The following is a 385-nucleotide window of genomic DNA, read 5'->3' as shown; positions in this document are numbered from 1 at the left end:
ACCGGGCCATGCGCACGACGGCCATGAAACCTACGAATGGCCGGGCGGCTACACGGAGTACGGCGACGGAGATGCCTACATCCGCGTGCGCCTGAAGCAAGGCCTCACGGGCCACAGCCGGGTGCGGGGCCGGTCCTGCCACCGGGCGCTGGCCACGGGCTACACCTTCAGCCTCTACAATTACCCGCGCGGGGACCAGAACCGGCAGTACCTGATCACGGGCCTGAGCTACCACCTCAAGGAGAACCCCCGCGTCAGCGCTGTGGCCCCAGGCGCCAAGGGCAGCGCCGCCGAAGACGGCTCCTTCCAGCGCTACGAACTGCAGGCCCAGCCCACCAGCCTGGCCTTCACGCCGCCGCGCACCACGCCCAAGCCGCGCACCACG

General features: G+C 70.1%; 1 protein-coding gene. It reads left to right on the top strand.

Features of this window, described 5'->3' with window-relative positions; translation table 11 throughout:
* Positions 1-385, top strand: a 385-nt coding sequence (locus tag L995_RS25030) for a contractile injection system protein, VgrG/Pvc8 family (RefSeq protein ID WP_047474063.1), incomplete at both ends; no start/stop codon positions are given.

The sequence above is a fragment of the Delftia sp. ZNC0008 genome (assembly GCF_000799035.1).
GTDB lineage: Bacteria > Pseudomonadota > Gammaproteobacteria > Burkholderiales > Burkholderiaceae_C > Comamonas > Comamonas tsuruhatensis.
This window is presented reverse-complemented; position numbering and strand designations above follow the sequence as displayed.